We start from the raw sequence: 24441 nt of genomic DNA, 5'->3' as shown, positions 1-24441 counted from the left end.
TATAAAAATATTAAAACTATATTTGTAAAAAAATTTTTAATATGTTTTCAGGCATTTCATTTCCGGTATTTGAGCAAAGCATACATGATTATCACCAGTTTGATAATGTAGACCAACCGATAAATAACCCGTTTAGAAAAGATAAAATTGAACATTTGCTGTATGCCAAAAACTGGATTGATACCGTGCAATGGCACCTTGAAGATATTATACGCAATCCGGAAATTGATCCGGTAGAAGCGCTTGCCCTGAAACGCCGTATTGATGCCTCTAACCAGGAGCGTACTGATATGGTGGAATATATTGACAGTTATTTTCTGGATAAATATAAAGATGTACAGCCCAAAGCTGAGGCAAAAATAAACTCCGAAAGCCCCGCCTGGGCTTTGGACAGGCTTTCTATACTTGCCCTTAAAATTTTTCACATGGCAGAAGAAGCCAGCCGCACCGATGCCTCGCCGGAGCATAAGGCAAAATGCCAGCAAAAACTTGATATTTTGCTGGAACAGAAAAAAGACCTGAGTACTGCCATAGACGATCTGCTAACCGATATTGAAAACGGTAACAAATACATGAAGGTATACAAACAGATGAAGATGTATAATGACGAGGAGCTAAATCCTGTTTTATACCAGAATAAAAAATAGCACCAATGCCTAAGAAAGTAAGGGCAAACAAACATATAATACTACTACGTTTTTCTGCCATGGGCGATGTAGCCATGACGGTACCGGTTATACGTGCCCTTGCACAACAATATCCTGAGCTTAAAATTACGGTGGTATCTCGTGGTATTTTCAGGCCTTTTTTTGATACTATTTCACCTAGAGTACATTTTTACGATGCCGATTTTACAAAAGCTCACAAAGGTATTTTAGGGATATGGCGGTTGTATACCGAATTGCGTAAACTGCATGTAACAGCAGTGGCAGACCTGCATAATGTGCTGCGCTCTAAACTACTCACCTTTTTTTTTAGTAGCAGGGGAAAAAATACTGCTACTGTTGATAAAAACCGTGCCGGAAGAAAACAGCTTACTGCAAAAAAAAATAAGGTTTTTAAACCTCTAAAGCCTGTTATTGAAAACTATGCCGACGTGTTAGCAAAACTTGGTTATCCTGTAGATGTATATAGTGTACCAATACCCGATAAAAAGCGCCTTACCAAAGATATTACCAGCACTACCGGCAAAAAAGAAGGCAACTGGATAGGTATTGCGCCATTTGCTAAGCACAAAGGCAAAGTGTACCCAAAAAGTTATATTACCCAGGTAATTGACAGCCTGTCTGCCAACACAAAAAACAAAGTGTTTTTATTTGGTGGCGGTAAAGAGGAAGAGGAAAAGCTGCTTGGCATGGCCGGAGATAAAAACAATATAGTAGTAATTGCAGGTAAAACCATGAACCTGTGGCAGGAACTAAAACTTATAAGCCACCTGGATGTAATGCTGAGTATGGACAGCGCCAACGGACAAATGGCAGCCATAATGGGCAGTAAGGTAGTTACTTTATGGGGCGCTACGCACCCATATGCCGGTTTTGTGCCCTATAAGCAGCCTTTAGAAAACTCCCTTACTGCCGACAGGGAAAAATATCCTTTACTGCCCACTTCTATATACGGCAACAAGCGCGTGGAAGGGTATGAAGATGCCATGAAAACCATAACCCCGCAAAGTGTGGTTGCAAAAATAGAAGCCGTACTGGACGCTGCAAAAAAGGAAAACACCTCTAAAAAACAAGATATTATTTTATAACCGTAAGCGCATCGGCTATTTTACGGTCATTACTTAGCCGTGGTAATTTATTTTGCCCCCCCAACCTACCTATTGACTTCATATATTCCTGAAAGCCCCCTTTGGCAACTTTGGTAATTACTACGGTATGCAATATGTTGCCCGTTATCAGGTCGTTATAATACGTGTTCTGGCTTCGCATGGCTGCATCAATTGTTAAGGCAAAAGCATTTAAATCTTCGGGTTCATTTTCAAATTCAATAAGCCATTCGTGATACGGCAGGCCGCTTTGCGGCGTGATTTGCGGTGCTACGGTAAACTCGTTTATACTCACGCCGGTACCCTGCATAGCCTGGTTTAAGGCACTTTCTACCTCCTTGCCTATTACGTGTTCGCCAAAGGCAGAAATGTAGTGTTTTATCCGGCCGGTAACTATAATTCTGTATGGCTTAAGTGATGTAAACGCTATCGTATCGCCTACGTTGTAGCCCCATAGCCCTGCATTGGTAGAAATAATGAGCACATAGTTTACCCCCAGTTCTATCTCGCCTATGGTATAACGAAGCGGTTTCTCTGTAAAAAACTCATCCGCTTTTATAAACTCGTAGAAAATTCCTGAGTTAAGTAACAACAGCATACCTTTTTCAGCCTGGCTATCCTGGTAGGCAAAAAACCCTTCGGAAGCCGGAAATAGTTCAATACTGTCTACCTTACGTCCTATAAGTTTTTCGAATTTAGCACGGTACGGCTCATAGTTTACGCCGCCATATATAAACAAATTAAAGTTTTTAAAGATTTTTCCCACGGGTTTGCCTGCCCTCTGTTGTAGCTTTTCAAAATACATCTGTACCCAGCTGGGTATACCAGAGATGACCGACATGTCTTCGTTTATGGTTTCCTGCACTATGGTATCAACCTTGGTTTCCCAGTCCTCAATAATATTGGTTTCCCAGCTTGGCATGCGGTTTTTTTGCAGGTAGGCGGGTACAAAGTGGGCTACAATGCCGCTAAGGCGGCCAAATTTTATACCATTTTTTTCATCAAGCTCCGGGCTGCCTTGTAAAAAAATCATTTTGCCATCTACAAAACCGGTATTTCCGGTTTCGTGTATATAACCCAGTATGGCATTGCGTGCTGCCGAAATATGGTAGGGCATACTTTCTTTAGTAAGCGGTATATATTTTGCCCCGCTGGTTGTACCCGATGTTTTGGCGAAATACAGCGGCTTGCCCGGCCATAAGATATCCGGCTCGCCGAGTACTACACGCTCTACATAAGGTTTCAGTTGCTCATAATCGCGTACCGGTACATTATCAGTAAAGTCTTTATACAATTTTATAGCGCTGAAATTATGGTCTTTGCCGAATTGGGTGTGCTGAGCTTTTTTAATTAGTTCTGCAAACACCTTTTGCTGTGTTTCAACAGGGTTATCTGCCCATTTTTTAGTTTGGGCATGGACAATACGGGCGAATATTTTGGCGGCGAATGATTTAACTGACATTATTCAAAATCAATAAATTGGGTTGGGTTAATAGGGTAACCGTCTTTCCATAATTCAAAATGCAGATGCACCCCTGTAGACTGTGAGCCTGTAGTGCCGGCAAGGCCTATCACCTCGCCGCTCTTTACAATATCGCCCTGGCTTTTTGTAAGTGATGCGGCATGTTTGTATACCGAAATAATTCCGTCTTTATGGCGCAGCATAACTACATTGCCGTTTGTGGGTGTCCAGTCGGCAAGTAGTACAGTACCGGCTGCCACGGCTTTTATGGGGGTATCTTTCGCTACGGCAATATCTACTGCCAGGTGCTTGTCTTTAGCATCAAAACCTTCGGTAATATGGCCTTTTACGGGGGCAAACAACACCAGGTTTACGCGCGGCTTAGCTTCTTCAAACAAATTGTACTTATCTTCCATGGCTACCTCTTCGCGCAGTTTTAAATCGGCCTCAGAGGGTTTCATGCTTTCTTCGGGCAATTCTTTCTGCCCAGCGGGCACAATAGAATCCCTACTGAGCTGTGTGTGCTCTAAATCGCCGGTAAGCACTTTTTTAATAGAAGCAAGGTAAGCCGAATTTGCCGCTATTTCCTGTTGTATAGAGTCTGTTTTTATGGCATTGTCTGTAGCCTCTTTTTTAAGCCTGGTGCTGGCATAGCCGGGAATGTATTCCCTTAACGGGGTAAAGGCTATAATATAAGTAGTTAGGGCAATCATCACAATACTGATAATGGTGAGCCATACGAAAACATTCATAAGGTTAAGCCGCAAAGAAAAAGTTTCTTCAAACGTATCCTCATTTAAAATTACCAGACGGCTTTTATTAAAGAGCCGTTTTTTAATAACCTGTCGTTTTAACTTCTTTTTAGCCATTATAACAAAAATTACCGCAACAAATATACTAATACCGTGCCGTTAATGCGGCAGTTACAGACTCAAATACGTTAATAGTTAATTAACGAAAACCAAAAATAAATAATTAGCGTATATATTTGCAGAAACTTTTTTATCGTTACCTTTGTTGAATAATAAATTTTTATTTATATAATTATGAATGCATTAGCAATATTTTTAGGCCAGGTAGGAGTATGGCAGATAGCCGTAGTTGTTGTTTTGATTGTTTTGCTGTTTGGGGGTAAGAAAATTCCTGAACTGATGAGGGGCCTTGGATCTGGTATTAAGGAGTTTAAGGATGCTGCTAAAGAAGACCAGCCTGCCAACTCTAAAAAACCAAGCCAGGAAGAAAATAAACTGTAAATCCGGTTTTTACTTAAGATAACATACACCCTTTCAGGATTTCCTGCAGGGGTTTTTTGTTTTATTATTGTAGTTATTATCTCACAAAAAATACAAAATCGTTCACAATTTGTACCTTTTTTAAACATCAGGTGTGAAAAGTGTGAACGATTTTTTATTTAGTAAAAACAATACTTTAAAATCTTCGTTGTCTCGCGATGACAGCAGGCATTTTTGTTACTTTTTGTGCCTGCAAAAAGTAAAGTAGATTTCTCCACTCCGGTGGAAATAGAACTTCCCAAAACTAACAACCCACACTAACAGATCGCTTCGTACCTCACGATGACAGTCTGATTTTTTTGTAAAGCAGCTATTGCCTTAACGGTTTAATGCCAAAAATCAAGGTGGGATTTAGCAACCGGGTGCCGGAAAGCGATCCACGAGCGCAGCGGCTTGGGTCGCGCGGAAAAAATACCGCCGTAGATTTTCAGTTAACCCGTTACATCAGGCATTTTTGTTACTTTTTGTGCCTGCAAAAAGTAAAGGTAGATTTCTCCTCTCCGGTGGAAATAGAACTACCCAAAACTAACAACCCACAATAACAGATCGCTTCGTGCCTCGCGATGACAATCCGATTTTTTTTGTAAAGCAGCAATTGCCTTAACGGTTAACGCCAAAAATCAAGGTGGGATTTAGCAACCGGGAGCAGGAAAGCGATCCACGAGCACAGCGGCTTGGGTCGCGCGGAGAAAATAACGCCGTAGATTTTTAGTTAAAACCGTTACAGCAGGCATTTTTGTTACTTTTTGTGCCTGCAAAAAGTAAAGCATAGATTTCAAAATACATCGGAAAAGCAACCAATAACCCGTAACTTTTTAAGATCGCTTCGTACCCCGCGATGACAGTACCCTCTTTTTGTAAAGCAGCTATTGCCTTAACGGTTTAACGACAAAAATCAAGGTGGCATTTAGCAACCGGGTGCCGGAAAGCGATCCACGAGCGCAGCGGCTTGGGTCGCGCGGAAAAAATACCTCCGTAGATTTTCAGTTAACCCGTTACAGCAGGCATTTTGTTACTTTTTGTGCCTGCAAAAAGTAAGGTAGATTTCTCCGCCCCGGTGGAAATAGAACTACCCAAAACTAATAACCGACAACTAAAGTATCATCGTCAGCGCTACACGCTTCCTTGCTTCATCCACCTCAACCACTTTAACGGTAACATGCTGGTGCAGCCTCACTACCTCGTTTACATCGCTTACAAAACCCTCTTTAAGTTGCGAAATATGCACCAGGCCACTCTCCTTAATGCCCACATCAACAAAGCAGCCAAAGTTGGTAATGTTGTTTACAATGCCCGGCAGCACCATGCCGGTGCGCAAATCGGTTATTGACTTTACATTGGGGTCGAACTCAAACATTTTGGCCGACTTCCGGGGGTCCAGACCCGGTTTTTCAAGCTCTTTTAAAATATCCTGTAACGTAAGTTTCCCTATTTCAGGGGTTATATAAGTTTCTGTATTAATCTTCTTTATGGCTTCTTTGTTGCTGACTAAATCACTGGTTTTCAGCTTCAGGTCTTTAGCCATTTTTTCGACAAGGGCATAGGCTTCGGGGTGCACCGCGCTGTTATCCAGCGGATTTTTAGCATTGGGTATGCGCACAAACGCTGCGGCCTGCTGGTACGCCTTCTCCCCCAGCCTCGGCACTTTTTTAAGCTGCTTTCGGTCTTCAAACGGGCCGTTCTCGCTGCGGTAGGCCACAATATTCTCTGCCAGCTTCTCGCCAATGCCCGAAACATAGCCCAGGAGCGACTTACTCGCGGTATTGAGGTTTACCCCTACCGCATTCACGCAACGCATTACTACGGTGTCTAATTCGCCTTTTAAAAGGCTTTGGTCAACATCGTGCTGGTACTGCCCCACCCCTATGGCTTTGGGTTCTATTTTAACCATCTCGGCAAGCGGGTCGCTCAGGCGGCGGCCAATAGATACCGCACCACGCACCGTAACATCATAGCCCGGAAATTCATCCCGCGCTATTTTTGACGCCGAATATACCGATGCCCCGGCCTCGCTTACTATATATACCTCAACGGGCTTGTCCCACGCAATTTTTTTAATGAAATGCTCCGTTTCGCGGCTGGCAGTACCGTTGCCTATAGAAATAGCATCTATTTTGTAGGCGTTTACCATAGAGCGTATTTTCTTCATGGCAATGGCGCTCTCTTTTTGCGGCGGGTGCGGATAAATGGTTTCGTTATACAACAAATCGCCCTGCTCATCAAGGCACACCACTTTACAACCGCTGCGGTAACCCGGGTCTATAGCCAGTATGCGCTTTTGCCCCAGGGGCGGCGCCAGCAGCAATTGCTGCAGGTTGGCGGCAAACACCTGTATGGCTACGGTATCGGCCTTGGCTTTGGCCTCGCTTAGTACCTCGTTGCCAATAGCGGGCGCCAAAAGGCGTTTGTAACTGTCGGCAATGGCAAGCTGAAGCTGCCCCGCTGTGCTGCGGTTATTTTTAATAATGTTCTGTTCTATAAAATCAAGCGCCTCATCGTCATCGGCTTCTATCTTAAATTTGATAATGCCCTCATTTTCGGCGCGCAGCATCGCCAGCAGGCGGTGCGAAGGCGCTTTGGCAAGGTTCTCGCTCCAGTCCAGGTACTGCTCAAACTTGGCGGCCTTTTCCGGGTCGGCACCCTTAACGGCCTTGGTAGTAATGGCGGCCTTGCGGTTGTATAGGCGGCGCAGGTTTTTGCGGACGTACACATTCTCGTTTATCCACTCTGCAATAATATCGCGCGCGCCCTGCAACGCCTCGTCTTCATTGGCAACATCGTTGTTCAGGTATTTGGAAGCTATGTACTCCACATCATCGGCATTTTGCGCCATGATTATTTTAGCCAATGGCTCCAGCCCCTTTTCGCGGGCGGCGTCGGCGCGGGTTTTGCGTTTCTTCTTATAGGGCAGGTACAGGTCTTCCAGCTCGGTAAGGTCAAAACTGGCGTTTATTTTTGCCGAAAGCTCCGGGCTGAGGGCGTTCTGCTCATCAATGCTTTTTATAATGGCTTCCTTGCGCTTTATAATGGCCTCATACGCCTGGCTGAGTTTAGCTATTTGCTCTACAACCACCTCATCAAGGTTGCCGGTTTTGTCTTTACGGTAACGGGCAATAAAAGGTATAGTACAGTCTTCGGCAAGCAGTTGTAGCGTGGCGGTAATGCCCTGAACCGGTGCGCTTATCAGCCTGGCGATATATTGAATGTTTGTCATTTTAGTAGTAATTGGGGTGCAAAGATAGGGGGATATTTTAAAAGTAATTTTAAGATAATTTTTGTAAGTTTGGAAGAACCAAACAATTAATATCAAAAATGAAATATATACAACCTGAATTAAATAAGCCTTCCTTTCATTGTTCTCATTGTGGCGTATTATCATTGCAGACTTGGTCCAATGATATTCGATGTCAATATAAACAATTTCTTCCAAATGGTCAGCTAACACCAGCATCATTTAAGTTAAACAAAAGCTATATTGCCAAATGTGCACATTGCAATAATATCTCTATGTGGATAGTTGATAAAATGGTATATCCATTAACAGGAAACGTTGAAATGCCTAATCCTGATTTACCAGAAGACATCAAAAATGATTATAGTGAAGCCATGAATATTGTGAACATATCTCCTCGCGGTGCTGCTGCACTTTTAAGGCTGGCAATACAAAAACTTTGTGTTCATTTAGGGGAAAAAGGGAAGAATATTAATGAAGATATTGAAAATCTAGTTAAGAAAGGACTACCTCCAACTATGCAACAAGCGTTAGATAGTGTTAGAGTAATTGGAAATAATGCTGTCCATCCGGGGAGTATAAATTTTAATGATAAAACTGAAATTGCTTATGCTTTATTTGGATTTATAAACATAATCTCAGATGTATTGATAACTCAGCCTAAAAGAGTACAAGAGTTTTATGTGGATTATATCCCTGAAAGTGCGAGAAAAGCAATAGAAAGCCGAGATAAAAAGTCAGATGAATAAGTCCTTTAAAATTTTATCTATAGACGGGGGTGGAATTAAGGGCCTTTATTCTGCCACTATATTAAAAAAAATTGAAGAACAATTAATTAAGGATACCAATGACGATAAAGTAAGAATAGTCGATTACTTTGATTTAATTTGCGGTACTTCAACTGGAGGTCTAATTGCTTTAGCCCTTTCCGCAGGTATACCTACTAGTGAAATTTGTGATTTTTATAATAATCATGGTCCTAAAATATTTTGGTGGTCCAGGTTTTTACCGGTGCTTAAACAAACTCTTTTTTGGGGAAAATATTCTGATAGAAAATTAAGAAAAGCTTTAGAAGCGATTTTAAAGACCAATAAAATTGGTGATAGTAAATGTTTACTATGTATACCTACATTTGATTTAACGCATGGTACGTATGAAATATTTAAATATGACCACCGTGAAGGTAATTTAAGTAGAGATAATGATTTATTAATGGTAGATGTCGCATTAGCAACCTCAGCCGCACCAACTTATTTCCCGATAGCCGAAATTAAACTCCATGAAAGTAGACAATATATTGACGGTGGTGTTTGGGCTAATAATCCTTCATTAGTTGGATATACAGAAGCTACATGGCATTTTGTTGGAAAAGACAAACTCTATTCTGATATTCAGCTTCTGTCAATCTCTAGTATGAATGTGAGTGAAAAAAGGGAACCTCTATCACGACGAAGACGTTCATTTATTGGATGGAAATCACGTCTTTTCAGTACATCATTAACAGGTCAGAGCGAATTTGCACATATTTTTTTAACTTCATTGTCAAAATCAACGTCTAACTTAAAATACCTTAGAATTGATGGTGAGATAAAAGATGCTACCCATTCTAAATTGATACAGCTGGATAAAGCTAATAAAAAATCTTTGCTGCTACTAAGACAATATGGTAATGATAAGTACCATGCTCTTAAAGCAGATCTTAAACCATTTTTCGAAAATAAAAAAACTTATAAAACCAAAAATTCATAATGAATGTTGATAAGCAAATCCTTGATAGGGTTAATTATTTAATTGATTTATCAAATAAAGCATTAGCCACTGAATATTATGTAGAGGATCTAACTATAACTAGTTGGGTTGATTCTGAAACTTATAACAATTTTGAAAGTGCTTCATTATCTTTTATAATAAATATATATGGGGATAATCATCCATATTATACAATATTCCTTTCAAAAGTTAAGGGTCCGAGGCCTTCATATGTCGAAGCTGGGAGGGGAATATTAAGTTCTATAAAAACAGAAATTGAAAAAGGTTGGCTAATAACGATTAAAAGCTTAATTACTGCTGAAATATTTACGGATTTTATAGAAACCGCTGAATATTTATTAAAACAAAATTACAAAGACCCTGCAGCTGTAATAATTGGAAGTGTTTTAGAAGAACATCTGAGACAATTATGCAGAAAAAATGGAATCACTGTAGACAATGATAAAACGGGAAAATTACTTCAAAAAACGGCCGATACAATAAATTCCGAATTGTCAAATGCTGGTGTCTACAATAGACTTGACCAAAAAAGTGTTACTGCTTGGTTAGATTTAAGAAATAAAGCAGCCCATGGTTTGTATACAGAATACACAAAAGATCAAGTTGAAACTATGTTAGATGGTATATTAAATTTTATAAATCGAAATTCTTTATAAAACTATATTGCTTACATATTTTATACTCTTAAAACACGGCACGAGTGTGACACTCGCCAGCAGAAAAAGCAACAGTATTTCCATTCCGACTGTAGCGCAGCGAAACGTAGGAATCTATATTTCAGTGATTTAACATCGTTCAACCTTCGGTGTCTCGACTACACTACGTTTCCTCCGCTGGCGCGAGCATCCTTGCTTGTGCCCAAAATAATACAACAAAACCACGCGTGCCGCGTGGTTTGTAATTTGCAATAAATTATTTGTATCTTTGATATAATAATAATTACCCTATGGATTTGCAGGCCAGAAAATTAGAATTTATACAGGAGTTTGTTAAGCTACAAAGCGAGGAAGTTATTACCCTTCTTGAAAACCTGCTTAAACAAAAGAAATCTGAAAACAATGATTCTCCTGAGCCTATGACGGTTACTGAACTCAACACCCGTATTAGCAAATCTGAAGATGATTTTAAAAGTGGAAGGTATAAAACCAGTGCCCAACTTTTAGAAAAATACAGGTAATGGTTTATACCATAATCTGGTCAGATTTTGCCGAAAGCGAACTGGACAGTATATTTAACTATTACACTGAAAAACGCTGGCACTAATATTGCTGTAAAAATAATTGGGCAAATAATTTCTGAAACAAATAAACTCCTGATAGATCCGCTTACCTACCCTTTAGAAAAACTATTATTAGACCGCGAAATTGAATATAGATATTTTATCTGCTACAATTATAAAATAATTTATGCTGTAGATTCAGTCAATAGACTTATCAAAATTGCAGATATTTTTGATACCCGCCAAAATCCTTAAAAAATTAAGCGTACTCTATAACTCCTGCTAAACCCTACCGCACAATACGGATAAGATCCGGGTATAAGCGTGTGGCTTTGCCTTTATTAATGCGTATGGCGGCAATAACAGGGTACAGAAAATTTAAAATGCCCAGTACCAGCAGGCTTAGCAACACACCTTCAAACGGTACAGGGAATTCAAAATGCATAATCATGCTAAAAACCGTTACCATTAACAGCGTGGTGGTAATTATGGTGTACCATATCTGGAAGTTAATAATGTTGGCGCCCTGTTTTTGTACCTGAAGTATTTTGTCGCGCTTGTTGAGCCATAATATCAGTGGGAGTATAATATTGCCCAGGGGTATCACGCAAAAGCTCATTACCGATAGGTGCAGGAACATCAGGTAACTTTTGTCCTCAACCTTACCATAATCTACCAGGTCTTCTATATTAACGCCCAGTGCGGCGCAAATGCCCTGTAAGGAGTTGCCTCGGGGTTCGGTTTCGCCCTTTTCTATACGTTGCAGGGTACGCAGGTTAATGTTTGCCGTTTCGGAAACTTCTTCTTGGGTTAACCCTTTTTGTTTCCTGATTTCTGAAATTTTTTTACCAATTGCTTTCATAATGATTTGATTTAAAGTTCAGGGACAAAATTACCCCGGCACCCCTGCCGGTTATAACGGTTTTAGGGCGGCATTTTTACGGCATTTGTGTCAAAGCACTGTAAATTAAGGCATTTTTATCCGGAATTTAAAATCAGTCACCAAATTTAAGGAGGAAATCCACCATGTTAAATCAAACCGATTTTTTGCTATTTTTAGCTTTTTAAACCAAAAAATAATGCAAAGAGGCAGGACAGAAGCATTCAGCGATGGGGTGCTGGCTATCATCATCACCATTATGGTACTGGAACTTAAAGTGCCGCACGGTAGCACGTTTAAAGATTTGCTGCCCACCCTCCCGGCTTTTTTAAGCTATGTGCTTAGTTTTATTTACCTGGGCATTTACTGGAACAACCACCACCACATGATGCATACCGTAAAATACGTACGGGGCGCCATATTGTGGGCCAACCTGCACTTGCTGTTCTGGCTGTCGCTTGTGCCGTTTGTAACCGCCTGGATGGGCGAAAACCATTTTGAAACACAGCCTATGGCAATATATGGGTTTATACTGCTTATGTCGGGCGTGGCCTACAACATGTTGCAGCGTACCATTATTAAAAGCCAGGGCGAAGATTCTTTACTTGCCAAGGCCGTGGGTAAAGATATAAAAGGCAAATTATCCCCCTTATTATATGCTATAGGTATTGCCTCCTGCTGGATAAGCACCTACATTGCAGGCGCGCTGTATATTGCAGTAGCACTGATGTGGCTTATACCGGATAAACGCATTGAACACGAAGTAAAAGAATAACAATTACCAAACAGGGCAGGGGGCAGGGTTTACATTAACTACAAATGCTCTAAAATAAAAACACCGGGCATAAACCCGGTGCTCATTTATTATATTTTATCCTGAATTAACACGGAATTTTATCAATACGGTTTTGGTGCCTTCCGCCTTCAAAATCAGTATTTAAAAATGCGTCTACCATTTCAACAGCTTGTGGTATGGCAGTATACCGGGCCGGAATGCATAAAATATTAGCATTGTTATGCCGGCGCGTTAGCGCCGAAATTTCTACCGTCCAGGCCAATGCTGCCCGTATGCCTTTGTGTTTATTGGCCGCCATGGCTACACCATTACCGCTACCGCAAATCAGTATACCAAAATCGGCCTTGCCCTGTTCTACATCAGTGGCTACAGGGTGCCCAAAGTCCGGATAATCTACACTGTCAAAAGTATCGGTACCATGGTTAATAACTGTAAAGCCTTTTTCTTCCAGATGCTTTACAATAGCTTTTTTATAATCGGGGCCTGCATGGTCATTCCCTATAGATATAGTCATATATAATGTTTTGTTATGTTGCTGGTACAAATTTACCAAAAAGTATTAGTAAACACTTATAAAAGTGCAAAAGGGCTGCATATAATATACTGATATTTTTTAGAGTGTGGGTTGTTGTTGATAAATTTCAAAACATACTGAAAACGAGGGGGGTTGTTATACACAGTTTGTGTTAATAATTTACCCACTAAAAAAGTAAAAAAATTTACGTTTACTTAACATATTTTTATAGTAGTAACTTTTTCCTAACATTGCTGTGAAAACTAACTTTATTTATGGGGAATTTATCAGCACTTTTAACAGGGATATTAACACTAATTTATAAAGGTATTTATTAAGGTTTTCACCATAAAAACTGATATTAACAATGGTTGATAAGTTAGTTAATCATTATTATAAAACATTCATTTTTATTAATTTACATTAAGTTAACATTGTTTAAAACAATGTATAATTTTATATAACTTATAAAAACAATATTCTGTCTAAAAGTTATCCCTGCAATTAACAAACCATAATAACCATCAAAAAAAATTATTTTAAAAATCTTCTTTTTTTGTTTTTATAATAGTTGTTGAAAACCTTTTCGTTTGTTAAACAATTTTCAGGTGGCTGCCTTCATTAAAACTGTTCAGTATCGCTGTTACGGTATCTAGGTCGTTTGGGTGAACTTTGAGGCGGATAGATTGAGGGCCGGGGTAGAGGGAAGCCATAATTTCGTTTTCAAAATAAAAGTTCAATCCGGCATCGGTTAATAAGTGGCGTATTATAATAGTTTCATGATGGTGGTTATAGCTTGCAGCGGTAACAAAATGTTTCATAACCCTTTGTTTGAGTATTATCTGTATAAAAATACTGATTAAAACGTTATTATTTCATTAAACAGGGTTACATTTCTCTTAGTTATTTGTAATTTTCAGGCATATTTAAATAATTGTATGAATAAAAAGAACGGAAAACCGTCAGCTAAAAAAGAAAAAGATTTTTCAGGTAAAATTTACAAGATACTCGCTAAAGACCCAAATAAAGCATTTAATTACAAGCAGATAGCTGCTGCATTACAGCTTAACGATACAAAAAGCCGTAACGAAATAATTAAAGAACTGAAAATTCTAGCCTCCCAGGAACGTGTAGAAGAAACCGAAAGGGGAAAATACCGTGTGATAAGTAAAGCCGATTATATAGAAGGTACTATTGATATGACCAGCCGTAAAACGGCTTATTTTGTTTCTCCCGACCTTGAAGATGATGTTTTTATACCTACCAATAACCTTAACAAAGCACTTGATAATGATAAGGTTAAGGTATATATTTATAACCGAAGGAAAGGGCGCAGGCCCGAAGGTGAAGTGGTTGAAATACTGGAACGCTCTAAAACTGAATTTGTAGGTGTTATAGACGTGCAAAAGAATTTTGCATTTGTAAGCACCGCCAATGCCAAAATGTATACCGATATTTTTATACCAAAAAATAAATTAGGTGAGGCAGAGCATGGCGATGTGGTACTGGTTAAAATGGTAGACTGGCCCGAAAAGGCTGACAGCCCTTTTGGTGAGGTAATAAAAGTACTGGGTAAACCGGGCGAACATAATACCGAAATGCATGCCATACTTGCAGAGTATGGATTACCCTCTGATTTTCCTGCTGATGTAGAGATATTTGCACAAAATATTGATACTGAAATACACCCCGAAGAAATTGCCCGCAGGAGGGATATGCGTAATGTGTTGACATTTACCATAGACCCTAAGGATGCAAAAGATTTTGATGATGCCCTTTCTTTCCAGCAACTTGAAAATGGCAATTATGAAGTAGGCGTACACATAGCCGATGTATCGCATTACCTACAGGAAGGTACCCCGCTTGATGCCGAAGCCTACAACAGGGCCACATCAGTATACCTCGTAGACAGGGTAGTGCCCATGCTGCCGGAAGTACTGAGTAATTTTGCGTGTTCTTTAAGGCCTCATGAAGAAAAATATACTTTTTCTGCCGTATTTGAACTTAATAATAAGGCAGAAGTGGTAAACCAATGGTTTGGGCGTACCGTTATTTATAGCGACCAGCGTTTTGCTTATGAAGAAGCACAGCATATTATAGAAACCAAAGGCAATACTATACCTGCTGAAACTTCTTTAACCGATGAAGCATACACTGTTAGTGAACCTGTAAAAGAAGCTACTTTAAAACTTAATGAGCTGGCTAAAATTTTACGCCGCAAGCGTATGGCTAAGGGTGCCATATCGTTTGATAAGGTAGAAGTAAAATTTCATCTTAATGAAAATGATGAACCTACCGGGGTATATTTTAAAATAGCTAAAGATGCCAACCATCTTATAGAAGAATTTATGCTTTTGGCCAACCGTAAGGTGGCAGAATTTATAGGAAAACAAAAGCCTGAAAAAACATTTGTATACCGTATACATGACGAGCCGGATGAAGATAAGCTGATTAACCTGCAAACTGTAATTTCAAAATTTGGGTACAGCATTAATTTTAAGTCAAAAGATACTATTTCAAAATCTTTAAACAACCTGCTTGGAGAGGTACAGGGCAAAAAAGAGCAAAACCTTGTAGATACACTGGCAATACGTACTATGAGCAAAGCCAAGTACAGCACCCAGAATATAGGGCATTATGGCCTGGCATTTGATTATTATTCTCATTTTACATCGCCCATACGCCGTTACCCGGATGTTATGGCGCACAGGCTGTTACAGCATTACCTTGATGGTGGAAAATCGGCCGATGAAGAGAAATATGAAGAAATGTGCCAGCACTCCAGCAGTATGGAGAGCCTGGCTGCCAATGCAGAACGGGACAGTATTAAATACATGCAGGTTAAGTACATGTTAGATCACAAAGACCAGGAGTTTTTGGGCGTGGTATCTGGCGTAACCGAATGGGGTATTTATGTGGAAATTGTAGAGAATAAATGCGAAGGAATGTGCCGCATAAGGGAAATTAAAGAAGATTATTACATTTTTGACGAAAAACAATATGCACTGGTAGGGGAGGTAACCCATAACATCATACAGCTGGGTGATGAAGTGTATGTAAAAGTTAAAAATGCCGACCTGGTTAAAAAGCAGCTGGACTTTACTTATCTGAGAAAAAATGAATAATATTTATACTGTAACAAATAGCTAGTGGTGCCGTCTTTAAGTAGAGCAACCTGATTGTATTAAGTTAAAAATTTATAACATGAAAAAATTAGTTTTTACAGCATTTTTATGCTTTTTCAGCCTGTTATCTTTTTCACAGGTAACACAAAACCTGGGCGATTTTACAGCCGTAAGGGCTTTTGATATGATACATGTTACCCTTGTAAAATCTACCGAAAACAAAGTGGTTATTAAGGGCGACAGGGCCGGCGAGGTAGAGGTTGTAATAAAAAACAGCGACCTTAAAATACGCATGAAATTTTCTAAACTCCTTCAGGGAGAAGATATTGAGGCTACTATATATTATACCGGGCGTATAGACAACGTAGAAGCCAGTGAAGGTGCTTATGTAGGTTCTGCAGATACTTTTACTGCTACTGCTTTTGAGCTTAACGCAAAAGAAGGCGCCCAGATAAAATTAAAACTGGATGTTGATAAGCTTAAAACAAAGGCAAATTCCGGTGGTATTTTAGAAATAAGTGGTACGGCTGATTATCATGACCTTAAAATGACATCCGGTGCTATTTTTAAAGGTAAAAACCTCATAACTAAACAAACAGAAGTTACCCTGAGCGCTGGTGGCGAAGCCGATGTATATGCTACAGATTTTGCAGATGCTAAAACCCGTGCAGGAGGTGATATTGATATTTATGGCAACCCAAAACAGGTTAATAAAAACAGTTTTGCCGGTGGCAGTATAGATGTTATGTAACAGAATAGAGATTTATCTATTATAACGTAACCCCATAAGTTTTTACTTGTGGGGTTATTTTTTTAAAAAGTGTAACATTATAATAATCAAGCATGTCTTTAGTATAAATATTCACTATAATAACTTAAATTAAAATTTTATGAAAACACTTTTTACAGCAGCAGCATTGGCAGCATTTTGTTTAATAAATGCCCAGCAAACTATTGGTATAAAACCATTTAAAAGTATTTCGGTAGGTCCGGATATGAATATTACAATGATAAAATCTAACCAAAATAAAGTAGTAATTAATGATGCCGATGATGATAATGATGAACTGCAGGTAGTTGATAACGGAGAGTCACTTACCCTTAACGGTGATGGTACTGCTACAGTTTATTATACCGAAGACCTGGAAAACATAACCGTTGCACCCGATAGTAATTTTAGCTGTAATGACGAGATAAAAAGCAATAGCCTGAACCTTACTGCCGCCTCTGATGCCATTGTAACACTTGCTGTTAATGTAAAAACCCTGAATACTACTGCAAATTCTGATGCTGTTGTAACCCTTATCGGTAAAGCAAAAAGACACGTAGCGAACTACTCTTCGGATGCTGTGCTTAACGCAAAAGAACTTGAAACCCAGGATACCATTATTACTCTATCATCTGATGCTGGGGCAGCTATTACAGTAAAAAATACAGTAGATGCCACAGTAAATTCTGATGCTGCACTAACCATTTATGGTAACCCAGGCAAAGTAAAACAGTCAAAAGGGGAGGATGCCGAGATAACTATTGTTAAATAAATAATAATTAAAAGCACAGTTTAAGTATGCTTTTTTTATAAATACAATAATTAATGGTAACTTGCATCATTAAAAAGGTTTAATGTTTCAGGATATTTTAAGCGCTATACCCTTAGGTTTCTTTCTTAGTATTATGCCCGGAGCGGTTTTCTTTGTATTATTAGAAACCAGTGTAGTAAAGGGCATAAAAGCTGCCATAGCTTTTGATCTTGGCGCTATATCATCTGATATTATTTTTATACTAATAGCCTATTTTAGCAGTTATCGCCTTTTAAGCACTATAAAAGATGACCCCGCGCTATTTATATTTGGCGGGCTTATTATGCTAACCTATGGCATCATTTCTTTTTTCAAGATAAACCGTTCTTCTAAAAACCAGATTATAGACCAAAGCAGTAAAGACATTTTAAGAAAAGATATTGTAAGTCTTTTTGTTAAAGGCTTTCTTTTAAATTTTATTAATGTTGGAGTATTAGGTTTTTGGCTTGCTATTATAATAACTTGGGGTCCGCAACTTAATATGCAGCCAGACCGTATACTGGTTTTTTTCAGTTCGCTTATAGTAAGCTATTTTATAATTGATATTGGTAAAATATTACTTGCCAAACAATTACGCAGCAAACTTACCATGACTAATATTGTAAAAATAAAACAGGGAATAAGCATTATACTCATGGTATTTGGCATTGCCCTTTTAATACAGGGCTGGTTCCCAAAAAGGATGGAAGAAACCCTTCACCAGATAGAAACTACCCATTAAAAATAAAAAAACTCCTTTGTAATAAAGGAGTTTTTTGTTGAGGCATCTAGCGGATTCGAACCGCTGTAGCAGGTTTTGCAGACCTGTGCCTAGCCGCTCGGCCAAGATGCCAGTGTTTATTTGGATGGCAAATGTACACATTTTTTCAAATGTATGCATAATTAAATAATCCTATCTGTATATTTTCTTGCAAAAGTTTTTAGTTAAAAATCCATAATTAAGAATTTCAGACAGAAATTTATGCCCTGTATTCTTCAATTTCAATGGTAACTGCCTCAACATCGCCACCAATAGGGGGATTTATTTTAGACACTGCTACTTTTATTCTGGAAACAGCTGGCAGCTCGCCAAAAATACGCTTTACAATGCGTTGCCCTACATGCTCCAGTAATTTAGAGCGTATAGCCATTTCTTCTGTTACAATCCTGTTCAGGTGAACATAATCAACAGTATCGGCCAGTTCATCTGTTTCTTTAGCCTTACGCAAATCGGTTTTCACCTCAAGGTTTATAACATAATCACTACCAATTTTACTTTCTTCAACCAGGCAGCCGTGGTAAGAAAAAGTGCGTATATTTTTAAGTTTTATTACTCCCATGTATTAAGTTTGTGAGTAACAAATATACAAAGAGGCGCACTTTTTAAGTTCTAAACGTTAATAATTATTATCAGTCCCACTTAAACTTTGCCCTATTGTAGCCCTGTAACTTTGCCACTAATTATTACCTTTGCAATCTTACAATTATAAGCTATGTTAACTGAAGAGCGCTCATTAAATTTTATAGAACAGATAATAGAAGAAGACCTTTCAAAAGGTTTCCCGAAAGAAGGACTCCGTTTTCGTTTCCCTCCGGAGCCCAATGGCTACCTGCATGTGGGCCATGCCAGTTCCATCTGCCTCAATTTTGGGCTTGGCCTGCGCTATAACGCACCCGTAAACCTTCGTTTTGATGATACGAACCCTGCCAAAGAAGAGCAGGAGTATGTAGATGCCATTAAACGCGATATAGAGTGGCTGGGATATACCTGGGATAAGGAATTATATGCATCTGATTATTTTCAGGAGTTGTATGACTGGGCTGTAGCATTTATAAAAAGGGGCATAGCTTATATAGACAGCCAGAGCTCTGAAGACATGGCAAAGCAAAAAGGCACGCCTTCTACACCGGGTACTGATAGCCCTTATAGAAACCGCTCTGTAGAAGAAAACCTTGCGTTGTTTGAAGGAATGAAAAATGGCAAATTTGCCGAAGGTACACACGTTTTGCGTGCCAAAATAGATATGTCCAGCAGCAATATGCTGATGCGCGATCCTATTATGTACCGTATAATAAACAAACCCCACCACCGCACTGGTAATAAGTGGCACATATATCCAATGTATGACTGGGCGCATGGTGAGAGCGATTACCTTGAAGGAGTTTCGCATTCGCTTTGTACGCTTGAATTTATGATGCACAGGGAACTTTATGACTGGTTTTTAGACCAGGTATATACTGAAGGCAAAACACGCCCTAAACAGCGCGAATTTGCCCGCCGTAACCTTAGCCATACTGTGGTAAGTAAACGTAAATTATTACAGTTGGTGCAGGAAAAATATGTTACCGGGTGGGATGACCCACGCATGAGTACTATTAGTGGTATGCGTCGCAGGGGATACCCGCCTATGGCTATCCGCAGTTTTGCCGATACTATTGGTATTGCCAAACGTACCAACCTGGTAGATGTTAGCGTGCTGGAGTTTTGCGTGCGCGAAGAACTTAACAAAACCGCACCGCGCGTTATGGCAGTTTTAGATCCTGTAAAGCTGATAATTACCAATTACCCCGAAGGGCAGGAGGAATGGCTGGAAGCAGAAAATAACCCCGAAGATGAATCAGCTGGTTTTCGTGAAGTGCCTTTTAGCCGCGAATTGTATATAGAGCAGGAAGATTTTAAAGAAAGCGCCAACAGCAAATTTTTCAGGCTTTCTATAGGTAAAGAAGTGCGCCTTAAAAATGCTTATATTATAAAAGGGGAGGGTGTTGTAAAAGATGAAGCCGGTAATATACTTGAAATACATGCTACATATGACCCTGATAGTAAAAGCGGCAGCGGTACCGAAGCCAGTATGCGTAAAGTAAAAGGTACTTTGCACTGGGTATCGGTTCCACACGCGGTTAAGGCAGAAGTAAGGATATACGACAGGCTATTTTCTCATGAAAACCCTGATGGCGATAAAGAGGTAGATTTTAAAGAGTATATTAACCCTGATTCGCTTCACATAATAAACGGCTATTTAGAGCCGTCGCTTAAAAGTGCCGAAGCAGGGGAGCGGTTCCAGTTCCAGAGGCTGGGCTATTTTTGTGTAGATAAAGATACCAATGCAGAGCAACTGGTATTTAATAAAACAGTAGGCCTGCGCGACACCTGGGCAAAAATTGAACATAAAGAATAATTCTAATAAAATATATTGTAAAGGCTCCTAAATAAAAAGGAGCCTTTTTTATAGGTATTTTTTATTACTTTTATTTTTTTGATATAGTACTTCTATCATATATGATTTTTATTAAAATTTAAGTATCTATAATTTTTATTTATTAAAAACAGGGTATTTTAAAGCCACTGAGTAGCAGTTTATAAAAAATAGGTATAATTAGCCGGCTTATCATTTAAAAATCCCGCATAAGCTGTTATTTTTAATTTTTTATAATTTTTAGGTTTCAATTAACTACACCTTAACACGGTTACATTTAAATGTGCGTACCTTTATAGTAACTAGTAAATAAATGTACTTAACTAATAAAAATTTATAAATTATGGCTGGTAAAACAGGAACAATAGCAGCAATTATTACAGGCGCTGCCGTAGGTGCTGCAATAGGGATATTATTTGCACCCGAAGAAGGAACCAAAACAAGAAAAAAAATTAAAGAAGGTGTAGGCTCAAAAGCTGACGAGATAAAAGATAAAATCAGTGAGCTTACAGAAACTGTAAAAAGCAAATTTGGCCATACCAAACAGGACATTGAAAGCGGCCTGAATTCTTTAGTGGCAAATGTTGACAGTAAAGCGGATGAAATTATTGAAACGCTTGAAAGGAAACTTCAGGATTTAAAAGCTGCAAAAGATAAGGCTACAGAAAAAGCCTAATATATACATACCACAACTTACTATATGGCATTTGAAAACATAAAAGATAGCGCTGAAGATTTAAAAAACGAAACCAAAAACCTTATTGATGCCTCTGTGCGTTATTATAAGCTTTTGGGTTTTAAAATTGCAGTGCGTGCTGTAAGCAGCATATTCCGGGTTTTTATTCTTGCCATATTACTGTGTTTTTTGGTACTGTTCTTTTCCCTGGCAGTGTCTATGGGGTTAGGATATTGGCTTAATAACTTTGCATATGGCTTTGCTATTGTGGGCTTTATTTATGTAATAGCATTTGTTATTGCATTTAAAAGGGCGCGCAAAATATTAGAAAGGCCAATGATAATGAGGTTTTCAAAGAAATTTTTTAACGAATATAAGTAATACTTAGCAATGTCAGATATTGTATATAAATCGTATAACGAAATTGAAAGGGAAATTGAAATTGCCAGGGTAGAGCGAGACCTTGCTTTTGCTAAGTTTCAAAAAAGTTTTGATGACACCAAAGAAAGCCTGCAGCCTGAAAATATAATTGGAGATACACCCAAAAAAATATTTAAAATATTAGGTGCCTTTTCCGGCCCTATAAAAAGCGCAGCATTAACGTTTTTGTTTAAAAAGATATTTTAATTATTTATTAGAATTAGAATTAGAAAAGGCTACCAAATTTGGCAGCCTTTTGTTTTTTTACTTATTGCTTTTTCGCTTGGCCATACGCTCTTTGCGGTATGTTTTAAGTTCTTCCTTATCCAGGTACGTGTCTTTGTTGGTATCAATAGTTGCAAAGTTTTCTTTAAGCCTGCCTTTGGGCGCCTTTTCAGCTTCTGCCATGCTTATTTTACCATCACCGTCTGCATCCAGCTTTTCAAACATCTTTTCTGGGGTTCTTTTTTGCACTGGCATATCCTCCTGTGCAAAAGCCGGACTAGCAGCAAGTATACATCCTGCTGCCATAATTTTAAAAAACGTTGTTGTCATAATTCAAATAATTATATTATTTGTTAGACACAGTTTTTATAGTTTAGTTTAACCGGATTGCTTAAAAAAGAAAAGCTGCCATTTGGCAGCTTTTTCTAGTTATTCTTCTTTGTCATCGTTAGTAGTATCTTCTATCTGATTCAGGTAATCAGGGCGTTTGTAATCGTCATTGTCTTTCTTTTTCCTTTGTGCCTTTTTCATAGCTTCACCCACTTGGTTAGAGGCTGTGAACGAGGCTACCATGTTGTTTAGCATATCGCTGCCTGCCTGTGGTGAGTTTGGCAGTAATATAAGGTTAGAATTAGTGTCGGCTCCTATAGCCTGTAAGGTATCATAATGTTGTGTTACTACAATAAGGGCAGAGGCTTCCTGGCTGTTAATGCCTACACGGTTAAGCACATCTACACTTTCTACAAGGCCACGTGCAATTTCACGGCGCTGGTCGGCAATACCCTGTCCCTGTAACCTTTTACTTTCGGCTTCGGCTTTGGCTTTAGCTACAATCCGTATACGTTGTGCTTCTGCTTCATATTCGGCAGCGCTTTTTTCCCTGTCGGCAGCATTAATACGGTTCATGGCATTTTTAACCTGCGGGTCAGGGTCTATATCGGTTATTAGGGTGTTAATAATATCATACCCATATGTAGTCATGGCTTCATTCAGTTCGCGTTTTACAGCAATAGCAATGTCATCTTTACGCTCAAAAACGTCATCCAGCCTTAATTTAGGTACTTCGGCACGTACTACGTCAAATACGTATGAGGTAATCTGATCGTGCGGATATTCCAGCTTATAAAAAGCATCATATACATTTTCCTGTATTACTTTAAACTGCACCGAAACCTTCATTTTTACAAATACGTTTTCTTTGGTTTTGGTTTCTATAATTACATCCAGCTGGGTAATTTTAAGGTTTACACGTCCGGCTACTTTATCAATAAGCGGAATTTTAAGGTGCAAACCGGCCTGGCGCATACTATGAAATTTACCAAAACGCTCTATAATTACGGCTGTTTGCTGTTTCACCGTAAAAAACGACGAAAGAAAAATAAACAGCACAAATACTAAAAAAATAATTACTCCTATATTCATGATTTTGTAAGATTGATTTTATATTCTGGTGAATATACATTAATTGCAATTAATAAACAGGCTAATCCTGCTTTCATCTTATTAGTAGCTAAATGAGCAAAAATGTTACAAAAAAGCCTCCCGATGGGGGAGGCTCATATTATCCTAAAATGTCAACTGCTTTATTAATTCGGTCAATAGTTTCCTGCTTACCTATCAGTTCTATAATATCAAATAGATGTGGGCCGCTTAATTCGCCTACAAGGCTCAAACGCAGCGGAGCCATAACTTTACCCATGCCAATACCTTTTTCGGCAATCCAGGCCTTTAAAACACTTTCTGTATTAGCAGATGTAAAATCGAGCGTATTTTCAAGTACTGTAGCAGCTTCTTTTAAAATAGCTCCCGTATCTTCTTTCCACTGTTTACCGGTAGCTTTTTCATCATAAGCTGTTGGCGCTTCAAAAAAGAAATGACTTTGCGCCCATAATTCATTTGCAAAACTGGCACGCTCTTTTACCAGTGTTACTATTTTTATAACATCTTCTTCAGGCCTGTTAATGCCTTTTTCTAATAGCGTGTATGAAAATGCTTTAGCAATTTCTGCATTATCCTGTAACTGGAAATAATGGTGGTTAAACGATTTTATCTTGGCAGGGTCAAACTTTGCACCGGCTTTGTGTACCCTTTCTATATCAAATAGCTGCACCAGTTCATCCAGGCTAAAAAACTCCTGATCAGTACCCGGGTTCCAACCCAGTAGTGCAAGGTAGTTTACTACTGCCTCGGGCAGGTAACCTTCTTCACGGTAACCCATAGAACTTGTGCCGTCTTCATTCCACTGCAGCGGGAATACCGGGAACCCGAATTTATCGCCATCACGTTTGCTTAGCTTACCGTTA

The 24441-nt window shown here is 39.0% G+C and carries 28 protein-coding genes and 1 tRNA gene; 18 read left to right on the top strand and 11 right to left on the bottom strand.

All coding sequences use genetic code 11. The features are described 5' to 3' along the window. Nucleotides 1–41: 41 nt before the first annotated feature. Both ABS766_RS12230 and ABS766_RS12225 read left to right on the top strand, forming a co-directional pair. Nucleotides 42–647: a DUF4254 domain-containing protein gene (locus ABS766_RS12230; RefSeq protein WP_408085458.1), complete on the top strand. Its 606-nt coding sequence runs from the start codon at nt 42–44 to the stop codon at nt 645–647. A gap of 5 nt (nt 648–652) precedes the next feature. Next, the gene (locus tag ABS766_RS12225; protein WP_408085457.1) at nt 653–1753 is read left to right on the top strand and encodes a glycosyltransferase family 9 protein; all 1101 of its coding nucleotides are present in this window, start codon (nt 653–655) and stop codon (nt 1751–1753) included. Here ABS766_RS12225 and ABS766_RS12220 read toward each other — a convergent pair. Both ABS766_RS12220 and ABS766_RS12215 read right to left on the bottom strand, forming a co-directional pair. After that, nucleotides 1743–3233: a GH3 family domain-containing protein gene (locus tag ABS766_RS12220; RefSeq protein ID WP_408085456.1), complete on the bottom strand. Its 1491-nt coding sequence runs from the start codon at nt 3231–3233 to the stop codon at nt 1743–1745. The two genes, ABS766_RS12225 and ABS766_RS12220, sit on opposite strands and share 11 nt — an antisense overlap. Then, the gene (locus tag ABS766_RS12215) at nt 3233–4102 is read right to left on the bottom strand and encodes a M23 family metallopeptidase (RefSeq protein ID WP_408085455.1); all 870 of its coding nucleotides are present in this window, start codon (nt 4100–4102) and stop codon (nt 3233–3235) included. Before ABS766_RS12215 ends, ABS766_RS12220 begins: the two co-directional genes overlap by 1 nt. Nucleotides 4103–4279: 177 nt before the next feature. Here ABS766_RS12215 and ABS766_RS12210 point away from each other — a divergent pair, with 177 nt between their 5' ends. After that, on the top strand, nt 4280–4486 hold the full coding sequence (locus ABS766_RS12210; protein WP_408085454.1) for a Sec-independent protein translocase subunit TatA/TatB: 207 nt from the start codon (nt 4280–4282) through the stop codon (nt 4484–4486). 368 nt (nt 4487–4854) lie between these two features. Then, the gene (locus tag ABS766_RS12205; RefSeq protein WP_408085453.1) at nt 4855–5067 is read left to right on the top strand and encodes a hypothetical protein; all 213 of its coding nucleotides are present in this window, start codon (nt 4855–4857) and stop codon (nt 5065–5067) included. A gap of 551 nt (nt 5068–5618) precedes the next feature. Here the strand turns inward: ABS766_RS12205 and ABS766_RS12200 are convergent. Then, complete coding sequence (locus ABS766_RS12200) at nt 5619–7739, bottom strand: Tex family protein (RefSeq protein ID WP_408085452.1); 2121 nt, start codon at nt 7737–7739, stop codon at nt 5619–5621. Nucleotides 7740–7837: 98 nt separating this feature from the next. Here ABS766_RS12200 and ABS766_RS12195 point away from each other — a divergent pair, with 98 nt between their 5' ends. From ABS766_RS12195 to ABS766_RS12175, 5 genes are all read left to right on the top strand, one after another. Then, complete coding sequence (locus tag ABS766_RS12195) at nt 7838–8506, top strand: DUF4145 domain-containing protein (RefSeq protein ID WP_408085451.1); 669 nt, start codon at nt 7838–7840, stop codon at nt 8504–8506. Further along, nucleotides 8499–9506 (top strand): CBASS cGAMP-activated phospholipase, encoded by a 1008-nt coding sequence (locus ABS766_RS12190; RefSeq protein ID WP_408085450.1) that lies wholly within the window; start codon nt 8499–8501, stop codon nt 9504–9506. Before ABS766_RS12195 ends, ABS766_RS12190 begins: the two co-directional genes overlap by 8 nt. Continuing rightward, nucleotides 9506–10183: a hypothetical protein gene (locus tag ABS766_RS12185; protein ID WP_408085449.1), complete on the top strand. Its 678-nt coding sequence runs from the start codon at nt 9506–9508 to the stop codon at nt 10181–10183. The genes ABS766_RS12190 and ABS766_RS12185 overlap by 1 nt, the downstream gene beginning before the upstream one ends. A gap of 290 nt (nt 10184–10473) precedes the next feature. After that, nucleotides 10474–10704: a hypothetical protein gene (locus ABS766_RS12180; RefSeq protein WP_408085448.1), complete on the top strand. Its 231-nt coding sequence runs from the start codon at nt 10474–10476 to the stop codon at nt 10702–10704. Nucleotides 10705–10731: 27 nt separating this feature from the next. Then, on the top strand, nt 10732–11001 hold the full coding sequence (locus tag ABS766_RS12175; RefSeq protein WP_408085447.1) for a type II toxin-antitoxin system RelE/ParE family toxin: 270 nt from the start codon (nt 10732–10734) through the stop codon (nt 10999–11001). A gap of 34 nt (nt 11002–11035) precedes the next feature. On the opposite strand, the gene ABS766_RS12170 is transcribed toward ABS766_RS12175, so the two are convergent. Further along, nucleotides 11036–11608 (bottom strand): DUF4870 domain-containing protein, encoded by a 573-nt coding sequence (locus ABS766_RS12170; protein WP_408085446.1) that lies wholly within the window; start codon nt 11606–11608, stop codon nt 11036–11038. A 217-nt stretch (nt 11609–11825) separates the two neighbouring features. On the opposite strand from ABS766_RS12170, the gene ABS766_RS12165 reads away from it, so the two are divergent. After that, the gene (locus ABS766_RS12165) at nt 11826–12401 is read left to right on the top strand and encodes a TMEM175 family protein (protein WP_408085445.1); all 576 of its coding nucleotides are present in this window, start codon (nt 11826–11828) and stop codon (nt 12399–12401) included. A gap of 106 nt (nt 12402–12507) precedes the next feature. Here ABS766_RS12165 and rpiB read toward each other — a convergent pair whose 3' ends face one another. Beyond that, nucleotides 12508–12936, bottom strand: coding sequence for a ribose 5-phosphate isomerase B (gene rpiB, locus ABS766_RS12160; protein WP_408085444.1), 429 nt, complete (start codon nt 12934–12936; stop codon nt 12508–12510). 593 nt (nt 12937–13529) lie between these two features. Continuing rightward, a complete protein-coding gene (locus ABS766_RS12155; RefSeq protein WP_408085443.1) occupies nt 13530–13757 on the bottom strand; it encodes a FliH/SctL family protein in 228 nt (75 codons plus the stop codon). A gap of 117 nt (nt 13758–13874) precedes the next feature. On the opposite strand from ABS766_RS12155, the gene rnr reads away from it, so the two are divergent. The 4 genes from rnr (at nt 13875) to ABS766_RS12135 (ending at nt 18362) form a co-directional block, all read left to right on the top strand. Beyond that, on the top strand, nt 13875–16061 hold the full coding sequence (gene rnr / locus ABS766_RS12150) for a ribonuclease R (RefSeq protein ID WP_408085442.1): 2187 nt from the start codon (nt 13875–13877) through the stop codon (nt 16059–16061). 79 nt (nt 16062–16140) lie between these two features. Next, nucleotides 16141–16812 carry a head GIN domain-containing protein gene (locus ABS766_RS12145; protein ID WP_408085441.1) on the top strand — a complete coding sequence of 224 codons (672 nt, stop codon included), beginning with the start codon at nt 16141–16143 and terminating at the stop codon, nt 16810–16812. Nucleotides 16813–16951: 139 nt separating this feature from the next. After that, nucleotides 16952–17602 (top strand): GIN domain-containing protein, encoded by a 651-nt coding sequence (locus ABS766_RS12140; protein ID WP_408085440.1) that lies wholly within the window; start codon nt 16952–16954, stop codon nt 17600–17602. Between the two features lie 82 nt (nt 17603–17684). Further along, the gene (locus tag ABS766_RS12135; RefSeq protein WP_408085439.1) at nt 17685–18362 is read left to right on the top strand and encodes a LysE family translocator; all 678 of its coding nucleotides are present in this window, start codon (nt 17685–17687) and stop codon (nt 18360–18362) included. A 40-nt stretch (nt 18363–18402) separates the two neighbouring features. On the opposite strand, the gene ABS766_RS12130 is transcribed toward ABS766_RS12135, so the two are convergent. Together ABS766_RS12130 and folB are read right to left on the bottom strand one after the other, a co-directional pair. After that, nucleotides 18403–18473 (bottom strand) — tRNA-Cys (locus ABS766_RS12130). A gap of 127 nt (nt 18474–18600) precedes the next feature. Next, nucleotides 18601–18960, bottom strand: coding sequence for a dihydroneopterin aldolase (folB, locus tag ABS766_RS12125; RefSeq protein ID WP_408085438.1), 360 nt, complete (start codon nt 18958–18960; stop codon nt 18601–18603). A 153-nt stretch (nt 18961–19113) separates the two neighbouring features. On the opposite strand from folB, the gene ABS766_RS12120 reads away from it, so the two are divergent. From ABS766_RS12120 to ABS766_RS12105, 4 genes are all read left to right on the top strand, one after another. Further along, nucleotides 19114–20799, top strand: a complete 1686-nt coding sequence (locus ABS766_RS12120) for a glutamine--tRNA ligase/YqeY domain fusion protein (protein ID WP_408085437.1) — start codon at nt 19114–19116, stop codon at nt 20797–20799. Nucleotides 20800–21160: 361 nt separating this feature from the next. Further along, complete coding sequence (locus ABS766_RS12115; protein ID WP_408085436.1) at nt 21161–21493, top strand: YtxH domain-containing protein; 333 nt, start codon at nt 21161–21163, stop codon at nt 21491–21493. A gap of 24 nt (nt 21494–21517) precedes the next feature. After that, nucleotides 21518–21874 carry a competence protein gene (locus tag ABS766_RS12110; protein ID WP_408085435.1) on the top strand — a complete coding sequence of 119 codons (357 nt, stop codon included), beginning with the start codon at nt 21518–21520 and terminating at the stop codon, nt 21872–21874. A 9-nt stretch (nt 21875–21883) separates the two neighbouring features. Beyond that, nucleotides 21884–22120, top strand: coding sequence for a DUF6327 family protein (locus ABS766_RS12105; RefSeq protein WP_408085434.1), 237 nt, complete (start codon nt 21884–21886; stop codon nt 22118–22120). Between the two features lie 57 nt (nt 22121–22177). Here ABS766_RS12105 and ABS766_RS12100 read toward each other — a convergent pair whose 3' ends face one another. From ABS766_RS12100 to ABS766_RS12090, 3 genes are all read right to left on the bottom strand, one after another. Beyond that, nucleotides 22178–22468: an EF-hand domain-containing protein gene (locus tag ABS766_RS12100; protein ID WP_408085433.1), complete on the bottom strand. Its 291-nt coding sequence runs from the start codon at nt 22466–22468 to the stop codon at nt 22178–22180. A gap of 99 nt (nt 22469–22567) precedes the next feature. After that, nucleotides 22568–23560: an SPFH domain-containing protein gene (locus ABS766_RS12095; RefSeq protein ID WP_408085432.1), complete on the bottom strand. Its 993-nt coding sequence runs from the start codon at nt 23558–23560 to the stop codon at nt 22568–22570. A gap of 139 nt (nt 23561–23699) precedes the next feature. Next, nucleotides 23700–24441 (bottom strand): glutamate--tRNA ligase (locus tag ABS766_RS12090; RefSeq protein WP_408085431.1); only part of this gene is annotated, 742 nt, incomplete at its 5' end.

It is taken from the genome of Flavobacterium rhizosphaerae, assembly GCF_046000445.1.
Lineage (GTDB): Bacteria > Bacteroidota > Bacteroidia > Flavobacteriales > Flavobacteriaceae > Flavobacterium > Flavobacterium rhizosphaerae.
This window is presented reverse-complemented; position numbering and strand designations above follow the sequence as displayed.